Source organism: Aeromicrobium sp. (genome assembly GCF_036675695.1).
Lineage (GTDB): Bacteria > Actinomycetota > Actinomycetes > Propionibacteriales > Nocardioidaceae > Aeromicrobium.
In genome coordinates this window covers 1-9898 of record NZ_JAKFEL010000047.1, presented here as the reverse complement: position 1 = coordinate 9898, position 9898 = coordinate 1, and the positions used below count along the sequence as shown (strand labels likewise).

Annotated in this window: 5 protein-coding genes; 3 read left to right on the top strand and 2 right to left on the bottom strand. The window is 65.7% G+C overall.

Going from position 1 to position 9898, the window contains the following annotated elements:
• The first annotated feature begins 77 nt into the window (after positions 1-77).
• Positions 78-4196 (top strand): alpha-(1->3)-arabinofuranosyltransferase domain-containing protein, encoded by a 4119-nt coding sequence (locus V6M39_RS02465; protein WP_332642076.1) that lies wholly within the window; start codon positions 78-80, stop codon positions 4194-4196.
• Here the strand turns inward: V6M39_RS02465 and V6M39_RS02460 are convergent.
• The gene (locus tag V6M39_RS02460; RefSeq protein WP_332642075.1) at positions 4097-5311 is read right to left on the bottom strand and encodes an acyltransferase family protein; all 1215 of its coding nucleotides are present in this window, start codon (positions 5309-5311) and stop codon (positions 4097-4099) included. The genes V6M39_RS02465 and V6M39_RS02460 overlap by 100 nt on opposite strands.
• A complete protein-coding gene (locus V6M39_RS02455) occupies positions 5262-7088 on the bottom strand; it encodes a hypothetical protein (RefSeq protein WP_332642074.1) in 1827 nt (608 codons plus the stop codon). The genes V6M39_RS02460 and V6M39_RS02455 overlap by 50 nt, the downstream gene beginning before the upstream one ends.
• Positions 7089-7279: 191 nt before the next feature.
• Here V6M39_RS02455 and V6M39_RS02450 point away from each other — a divergent pair, with 191 nt between their 5' ends.
• Together V6M39_RS02450 and V6M39_RS02445 are read left to right on the top strand one after the other, a co-directional pair.
• The gene (locus V6M39_RS02450; protein ID WP_332642073.1) at positions 7280-8287 is read left to right on the top strand and encodes a DUF3068 domain-containing protein; all 1008 of its coding nucleotides are present in this window, start codon (positions 7280-7282) and stop codon (positions 8285-8287) included.
• 79 nt (positions 8288-8366) lie between these two features.
• Positions 8367-9629, top strand: coding sequence for a M18 family aminopeptidase (locus V6M39_RS02445; protein ID WP_332642072.1), 1263 nt, complete (start codon positions 8367-8369; stop codon positions 9627-9629).
• Positions 9630-9898: the final 269 nt, after the last annotated feature.

Here is a 9898-nt window from a genome sequence, read left to right as displayed (position 1 = left end):
GTGGCCCTCATCCCGAGGTATCTTCCTCGCTGGGCGTGGTGGGTGCTGCGCATACCCGGACTGCGCGAGGTGGTGACATGGAATCTCGCGATCGTGCTGCGCAAACGCTGAGCGACTCCAGGTTCATCTGGCGCACTCGTGTGGCGGCGTGTTGGCTGGTCCTGACAGCCATCGCGTTCATCCAGCAGCCTGGACGGATCGTCGCGGACACCAAGCTCGACCTGGTGGTCGATCCCGGCCGTTTCATGGAGCGTGCGACCTCGTTGTGGGACCCCATCGGGTTCTTCGGGCAGGTCCAGAACCAGGCGTACGGCTACTTCATTCCGATGGGTCCGTTCTTCTTGGGCGGGCAGAAGCTGCACCTTGAGCCATGGATCGTGCAGCGCCTCTGGTGGGCGCTGCTCCTGGTCGTGGCATTCACGGGGTTCGTGCTCCTCGCGCGGGAGCTGAAGATCGGAGCGCAGTGGGCGCAACTGGTCGGCGGGTTCGCGTTCGCGCTTTCGCCACGGATGCTGAGCGTCATCGGTCCCTCGTCGATCGAGGTGTGGCCCATGGCGGTGGCGCCTTGGGTGCTGCTCGCGCTGGTCATCGGTACGACTCGCCGATCACCTCTCGCGATGGCCGCGCTGAGTGCTGTCGCGGTCGCTGCAGTGGGAGGTGTGAACGCCGTTGCGACGTTCGCGGTGCTTCCGCTGGGTGTCCTGTGGTTGGCCATGGCGCCACCCGGTCCACGCCGCAGGCGCATGATGATCGCGTGGCCGGGCTTCGTGCTGCTGGCAACGCTGTGGTGGTTGATACCGCTAGCGCTCCTCGGCCAGTACAGCCCACCGTTCCTCGACTTCATCGAGTCGGCGTCGCTCACGTCCTTCGACACCACGCTGCTCGACAGCCTTCGCGGCACATCAAACTGGACGACCTATCTCTCGGCGACATCGGTGGCCGGCAACAACCTCATCTCCGAGCCGATCCTGCTGCTCAACCTCGCTGTCGTGCTCGCTCTCTCGGTGGCCGGACTGGCTCAGCGGGACCTCCCGCACCGCCGGTTCCTGTTCGTCTCGGTTCTCGCCGGCCTCGTGCTGGTGACTTTGGGGCACACGGCGTCCCATGGCGGGCTGGGCGCGCGGGACATCCAGTCGCTCCTCGACGGCGCTCTGTCACCGCTGCGCAACACGCACAAGTTCGACGTCCTCATCCGCATCCCGCTGGTGCTCGCGTTCGTGCACGTGGTCACCAAGGCGTACGGCGAGGTCTCGGCCAGGGCTCAGGACGGCGGCGTCAGGAGCTTCTCGCCGACCTTCGGTTTTGCGGTTCTCGGCGTGGTCGCCGTTCTGGGAGCGACCAGTCCGGCGTGGACCGGACAGCTCGCCCCTCGAGGGTCGTTCGAGAGTATTCCGGGCTACTGGGAGGACACCGCGTCGTGGTTGGCGAAGCAGGACCCTCATGAGCGAGCGCTGGTAGTGCCTGCTTCGGCGTTCGGCTCCTACTTGTGGGGCTACACCAATGACGACGTCCTGCAGCCGCTCGCGACGACGCCGTGGGGAGTTCGCAACGCGATTCCGTTGGCCCCGCCGGGCAACATCCAGATGCTCGACGCGGTCGAGCGTGAGCTGACCGACGGACGGGGATCGCAGGCGCTGTCGGACTACCTCCTCGACAGCGGTGTCTCCTTGCTGGTCGTGCGCAACGACCTCGCAGTCAGCAGTGACGGGCTCGACTCGGAAATCGTGCACACGGCGCTCGAAGGGATGCCCGAGGTCAAACGGGTCGCTACCTTCGGCCCCATGGTGGGAGGCAGCCCGACCTTGGAGCAGGACGGCACCACGGTTTTCGTCGACCAGGGCTGGCAGTCCGAGCACGAGGCCGTTGAGGTCTACCGGGTCGGCACCCGCCCACCCGCACGCGCGCAGTCCACGGACAGCGTCCCGGTGGTCGTCGGCGGCCCGGATTCGCACGTGGGCCTGCTCGAGTCGGGTCTGGTCGCAAGCCCTTCCGTCATCTACGCGGAGGACCTGCCGGTCGATCGGGATCCCACCTCCTACGTGCTCACTGACGGTCAGCGTCGGCAGGAAGTGGCCTTCGGCCGGGCTCATGACAACAGGTCTGCGTCAGTCGCCTGGGACGAGAAGTTCGGTGCCGACCGTCCCGTCCATGCGTACGACAAGACAGGAAGCGACCGGTGGAAGTCGGTGCCGGAGCTGCTCGGGGCCGCGAGCATCACCGCTTCGTCGGCGGAGTCGACGGTGCGCACGGTCGACAAGATCGACCTCTCGGCGCAGCCGTGGTCGGCATTCGACGGTGATCCGATGACGGCGTGGCGGGCGTCCCGGACCGACATCGGTGAACGTTCGTGGATCCGCATCGACTTCGACGAGCCGGTCAACGTCTCGGCGACGACGGTAACCCTCGCCGGTGGCGGTCTCGGCTCGATCGACCTGGCGGTGCTGACAGATGAGGAGTCGGCGGTCATCCCGGCCCGCCATGGTGTGCCCCAGCGCCTCGTCGGTATCACCCGACCCGCTCGTTACCTCATGATCTCGGCACCCTCGACGGTGGACGACGTGCTGGCGATCAGCGAGGTACGCGTCCCCGGCGTGAACGTGTCGCGACCGCTGCGGCTCCCGAAACCGGGAGAGTCGTGGGGCAGGCCCGAAGGCGTCCTGTTGCAGACCGGCGGCGGCTACCGTGAGGGCTGCCTCATGGTCGACAACTACCTTCGGTGCGCGTCCGGTCAGGACTCGTGGGGCGAGGACGGTCGGGTGATCGACCGAATCGTCACCCTGCCGACGTCGACGACGCTCCCGATATCGCTGACGGTCGAGCCGATCGGCGGCGCGGGCCTCGACGAACTGATGCAGCAGGACCGGCTCGTGACGATCAAGGCCTCGTCGCAGGTGGTCCGGTCGGCCCGGGCATCAGCGCTGGCGGCCGCCGACGGCGACCTGCGTTCGACATGGGTCGCCAGCTCAGATGACGCACGTCCGAGGCTCACCGCTTCATGGATCGGCGAGCGCTCGGTCTCCCGGATCACAGCGCGCGTCGACGAGGATGCAGCGGCATCCCGGCCGACCGAAGCGTTCCTCCGCTTCTCCGACGGCTCACGCCAGACCGTCACCTTCGACGCGAAGGGCGTGGCGCGGTTCGAGCCCGTCTCCACCCAGCTGATCGAGATGGAAGTCACCAAGACGACCGAGGCTCGGAACCTCGACGCGACCGGAAGTGCTCAGATCCTTCCGGTGGGGGTGTCCGAGCTGCGGGTCGGAAGTACAGATCTTCTGCCGCTGGCGGGCGAGACCGAGGTCAAGCGGTACGCCTGCGGCACAGGGCCATCCGTGCGTGTCGCCGACATCGTCATCAAGACAAGGATCGTCGCCTCGCCGGCAAGCCTGCGATCAGGTGGGCGACTCGAGGCAACGCAGTGCAAGGACCAGGACGTCGAGCTGAGGGAGGGTGAGAACCGTGTCCGGGTGAGCGGAACGGACGCGTTCCGACCTGTCAGTCTCGCGCTTGGTGACCCGACTGAAACTCCCGCGCTCGGCTCGGCCCTGGCGAAGTCGTGGGGAGCCACGCAGCGTGAGGTGACCACGGGTGGGTCCGATCGTCAGCTACTCACAGTCACGGAGAACTTCAACGAGGGGTGGGAGACCGACGTGCCTCGAGCCCAGTCGGTCGTCGTCAACGGATGGCAGCAAGGCTGGGAGCTCCCAGCCGGTTCGGCCGACGACGTCCAGATGACGTACGCCCCCAACTCGCTCTACCGAACAGGTCTGCTTCTGGGTGGCGCGCTGCTTGTGGTGCTGCTGGTCGCGACGGCGGTCATTGTGCGCTCATCGCCGATGAGCTTCCTGGTGGCTGAGCCCCGATCCTTCGGTCGTCGCGACGCGGCGCTGACAGCCGTCGTGCTGGTCGGCTTCGGACTCGTCGTGGGCGGCGTCGTCGGCCTCGTCGTCGGCACGCTTGGCTACGGAGCGGCGACCTTCGTCCGGCGGAGGATCGATCCGGCAGTGATCGCCGGCTCACTCGTCATGCTCGTCGCGGGCGCCTCGGCCGTACGCCCTTGGGGCGGCTCATCCACCTGGCTGGGCGCGCTGGACTGGCCTCAGGTGATGATCGCGGTGGCGTGTGGAGTGGTGGCTGCCTCGGTCTTTGGCCTGCCGAAGCGACGCAAACGGTCGACGGGTGTCTCCACCGCGACGTGAATGAGGGCCGCCGCGGCGACGGAGCCAATGGTGGTCAGCACGAGCACCTCGATGAAGTGGCCCGTGAAGAACTCGATGCCTCGAGCCTTGAACACCGCGTACAGAACCAGAAGGTGAATGCAGAACAGTCCGTACGAGATGCGGCCGAGGTAGCGAAGCGGTGACCACGCGATGGCCCGCAGGACTGGCGCGTTGGGATCGCCGAATGCGCCGGGAAGCACGAGGAACACGGCGAACGCGGTGTAGAGCAGGTTCTTGACGATGGCTTCAGCGGTGGTCGGGATCTCGCCGAATGTCGGGCCGGCCAACGGCGTCGACGCGATCATGATGATGGCTCCGGCGAGCACGAAGCACGACAGGGGAGTCGTGCCCAGACGTGCGACGGCCTTCGACCAGCGATGCGGGTCCGGCTGAGCCACGTCCACGCTGATCACCGCGAGGGCAATGCCTGCGCTGAACCAGCTGAGGAAGGCCGGCAGCCAGAGGGAGCGGTGGGAGCCCAGGTCGACGGTGGTCAACCAGGTGAGGTTGACGGCGCACAAGGCCAGCAGGATCCCCAAGATCGGGAGCGGGTTCCACCCACGTCGGCAGGCCGTACGGGCCACGACCAGCATCAGCACCGGCAGTGCCGCGTAGAACGCGACCTCGGTGGCAAGGCTCCACATCTGGGTGAGTCCCTGCGGGAGGTCGTGCGAGGTGTAGATCGTCGTCATGGTGAGGTTTTCGGCCCAGTGCGGCCAGAACGGTCCTCGGCTCGGGGGCATCAAGGCGAGCACGAGCACGACGGCCAGCACGTAGACAGGCACGATGCGAAGCATCCGCTTCCACGCGTAGAACCCGACATGGGGGAGGACGGCGTTGCGGGCCATGCGCGACAGGAACGGCCGCGACAGCAGGAATCCCGACAAGACGAAGAACAGCGCCACACCACAGTCGAGGCGGGCGAGGAACGTGCCGCGCACACTTGCGTCGTACTGGCCGGTCTGGAATGCCACGTGGGTCACGAGCACGCCGAACGCCCCCACGAACCGGAGCGTGTCCAGGGCAGGGAAGGTGAGTGAACGGTCAGCTGAAGGTGCCAATGAACCCCACCACGATCTTGTCGACGCACACACTCGTGTCTTCGGAGAGCGCGCTGAGGCGCACCGACTCGTACGAGCCGGTTGTCCTGATGAAGAGCGTATGTGGTCCCTCGAGTACGGGGAGAGTCTTGACGTCCTCACCGGCGCGTACGGTCATCTCGCCGTCAACAGAACCGAGGTAGTTGATCGCCATCCACCACGTCTCGTCCGTCACGCGCCCTTCGAGAGTGATCGAAGCCGAGGCCTGTGGTGTCACCAGTGCGACGCACTCGTCCGTCGGCTTGTCCCTGTTCGAGATGCCCGGTGTGACGACTGCGGGACCGAGCTGGCCGCCGGTGCCGAACATGCGCAGATCGGTGCCGTCCGAGACGGGTCTCAGGCGCTTGTCGAGCGGCGCGAGAAGCTTGCTCGGTCGGTTGAAGGGCGCGTTGGGCGTGAGGACGAGTTCTTCGGGTACGGGCTCGTCCACGATTGACAGCCCGTCCAACGGGTTGAGGTCGGCGCTCGCTGCGGCGACATAGCGCTCGGCGGGACTGTCCTTGTGCCAGAAGGCGACGTAGGTGAACGAGGAGTAGGCGGAGCCGACGAGGAAGACGAGGAGACCGACCACGACCGCTGGCTGCAGGGAGATCGAAGGGTTCAGGTGACGCAGCCGCTCGGGGGAGCCGATCAACGGCATCGTGACGATGGCCAGGACCAGACAGGCGACGACCGACACGTCCGACATGTAGCGCACGTACAGCCCGACGTCCGGCCCGAACAGGACGGTCCGACCGCTGGCCGTCAGGTAGACCGTGGGCACGAGGTAGACGGCGAAGATCGCCCAGCCGCGCCACGCGCCGACTCGATGCCAAGCCGTGCCGACGACGACAGCGGTGAGCACGATCCATGCGAGCGTCACCGCGAACTCTGGTGGATGGGCCAGCACGTCCTGTCGGCCTTGGTCCAGCCAGCGCCACGGGCCACCCGTGAGTGTCGAACCGAGGGTCTGACGAATCTGCCGGTCAGTCGTCTCGAGGTACGAGGCGTCTCCGCCGGTACCCACCGGTGAGCTTCCTGTCGACGCGTACACCGCGAGGTAGCCGACCGCGACCGAGGCGTAGCCGACCCACGCGAGCCAGAAACCTCGCAATGCCTCGATGGCGCGGCGCAACGGGCGGCCCTCGACGAAATAGGCCAGCGTGAGGAGCACAAGTACCGGCACCATCACGACAGCCTTGATGTAGAACAGCAGCGCGACGACCAGGATCACGACCGAAGCGAGTGCCCAGACCCAGCGCCGTGTCCGCAGGTATGTCACGTGGGTCGCGATCAGGGTGAAGAACGCAATCTGAAGAGGCAGCTGGTTCAGCGCCGCGGCCCACCACATGAAGGCACCCAGGGTCAGCGGCGAGAACAGGTAGAGGCCCAACGGGATGAGGATGCCGGGTCGCCAGCCGAAGAGCCGGGTGAGCATGAACAGACAGGCAACGCTTGCGAGGAGTTGCATCCCGACGATCGTCGAGGCGGCAATCGGCCACGAGTAGGCCGGGCCCTGACCGACGAGCCAGCTGACCAGCAGTCCACCAGGCATCAGCTGCTGCTGGTGCCTGGTGAACAGATAGTCCACCGACAGGGGAGTCGTCGAGGCCTCGGACAGGAACTTGAGGTCGTCGCCGTAGAACCATCCGCCGTAGCTGGCCCACGCACGAAATGCCAGCTGGACCAAAATCATCACGGTCGCGGCTGTCGCAATCTTCTGCTGCGCCGTGGCATCGCCGAAAAGCCTTCGCTGGACCTCTGCGACGGCCTGCCGGATGGTCGTTCTCACACGACGAGACTGTCACACCCGTGGGTCGCGCGCCGTCAGATGTGGTTCAAGACCGAGACGTATCAGGAGCCCGTTCATGACGCGGAAAAGCCCGTGAGAATCGTCATCAAACGGCAACGTCCTTGTGGGCCGGGGGTGACCCCCCTCGCTGGTAAAGTTGTGCTGATTAATACAGGTGGAGGGAGCCCACTGTGGGAAACAAATTCGGGACGTCTGCGCTTTTTCTGGGCGCATTTTTGCTGGCACTCGCTGGCTTGTCCAAGTTTTACATGTACGACCGCCTCGCTGTCGTACCGATGAACACCGAAACCACCAGCAACTCGAGCACGGCGCCAGGGGCCGATGCTGAGTACCTCGACGTCGCTGCAGGTCTCAAGATCACGAACGGGCCGTTGGCCAACACCAAGGTCGTCACGGGTGACGTGGAGGCCAGCAAGAAGGCCAGCAAGGCGCTCGGCAAGGACGTCGCAGTCTGGAACATCTACGACTGCACAGACACCCCGGACTTCAACTGCGGCAGCGGTGAAGTGCCGCTGAGCGGAACGACCGACCGGGTGGCGTTCGACGCCAACACCGGCGAGGCCGTGGAGTACGAGGACACCAGCAGCGAGGCGGATGGTGAGATCACCAAGCCGTTCTCGTTCGAGGGCCTCTACTTCAAGTTCCCGTTCGACGCGCAGAAGAAGACCTATCAGTTCTGGGACGGCACACTGCGCGAGGCAACCCCCGCGACGTACGTCGGCGAGGGCAAGGTCAAGGGCATGAAGGTCTACAAGTACGAGCAGGTCATCGAGCCGGTCAAGACCGGCACGATCGATGTGCCCGGCGACCTCGTCGGCTCCGAAGAAGCGACAGTCACGGCTGACCGCGTCTACTCGAGCATCAGCACCTACAGCGTCGACCCGGTCACGGGCGTCGTCATCGTGGGCCAGACGGCTCAGGACAGCTACCTCGAGCTCAACGGCGAGCGCGTCCTGACGACCACCAAGGCCACGCTCGGCTACACCGACGCGCAGACCCAGAAGGTCGTCGACGAGTACAAGAGCAAGGCAATGCTGCTCACGGCCGTCAAGACCTGGATCCCCGTCTACGGCGGAATCCTGGGCCTCGTGCTCATCGCAGCTGGTCTCATGAGCCGTCGCGGCAACGCCGCTGGCGCTCGCAAGGTCGAAAAGGGAGAGCTCGTCGGCTCACGCTGACCCGATTTCCTTCCACCACCAGTGCCGCGTCCCGCAAGGGGCGCGGCACTCGTGCGTCGAGCCCATCTAGGGTGGTGACATGGTTCTCGCCGCCGCTGCCGATCTGTGCACGTTCGTCGACCAGTCGCCGACTCCGTTCCATGTCTGCGCGACAGTGGCAGCCGGGCTCGATGCCGCGGGATACATCGAGCTCAACGAGCGCGACACGTGGCCGACCGACCAAGGGCGCTTCTACGTCGTGCGCGGCGGTTCGCTCGTCGCCTGGTCAACGGAGTCGAGCGCCAATCCAGCCGATGGCTTTCGCGTCGTAGGCGGTCACACCGACAGCCCGAACCTCCGACTCAAGCAGCACCACGACCTGACGAGTGACGGACTGGGTGTTGTAGCACTGGAGCCGTACGGCGGGGCGTGGCTCAACTCGTGGCTCGATCGTGACCTCGGCATTGCCGGTCGACTGGCCTTGAGCGATGGCAGCTTCACCCTCGTACATGTCAATGAACCGATCCTGCGCGTCCCGCAGCTCGCGATCCACCTGTCGGCCGAACGCAAGGGCGTCGAGCTCGATCCACAGCGGCACGTCAACGCGATCTGGTCGACAGCAGCGGGCACCTTCCTTGACTGGGTGGCTGATCAAGCCGAGGTCGCGAGCGGTGACATCGCCGGATTCGAGCTGATGACCCATGACACTGCGCCAAGCCGCCTCACGGGAGCCGCGTCGGGTCTGGTTTCTGCGCCGCGACTCGACAACCAGGTCACCTGCTTCGCTGGCCTCCAGGCGCTGCTCAGCGCCGAGCCGGTGGCGGGCGTACGTCCTGTGCTCGCATTGTTCGACCACGAAGAGGTCGGCAGCATGTCTGAGCGTGGAGCGCAGTCGGATCTGCTTGCCACCGTCCTCGAACGGATCGTGTTGGGGGCCGGCGGCACTCGGGACGACTACCACCGGGCCATCGCCGCATCGGTGTGCGCGTCAGGCGACATGGCTCACGCAACACATCCCAGCTACGCCGACCGGCACGAACCGCTGCACCGCATCACGGTGGGCGGGGGACCGGTGCTCAAGGTCAACGTGAATCTTCGCTATGCCACGGACGCTGCTGGCGCAGCTGCTTTCGTACGCGCGTGCACGCAGGCAGACGTGCCTTTGCAGCGCTATGAGCACCGTGCCGACCTTCCATGTGGATCGACGATCGGACCGCTCAGCGCGGCTCGTACGGGCATGCTCACCGTCGACGTTGGCGCTCCCCAGTTGGCGATGCACTCTGCGCGTGAGCTGATGGGTGCTGAGGATGTTGACCTGTACGCGCGCGCCCTCGCTGCTTTCCTTGCCCCGACTTCGCGCTGAGGGCCCTCGTCCCGTACGCTTGTAGGTGCGCTGAAGGCCTGTACGGACCTCGGACAGAGCAGGCTCGTGCTCGTGCCCATGTCGGGCTCATCTCCTCGGCATCACACCACGATCCAAGGGCTTCCATGCGTGCCCATCAATTCCATCCATCCAACGGAGCAACTCCTATATGACAAGCAGCATCGCAACTCCATCTGCGGCACCGCAGGTTGCGGTCAACGACATCGGCTCTGAGGCAGACTTCCTCGCCGCCATCGACCTGACCATCA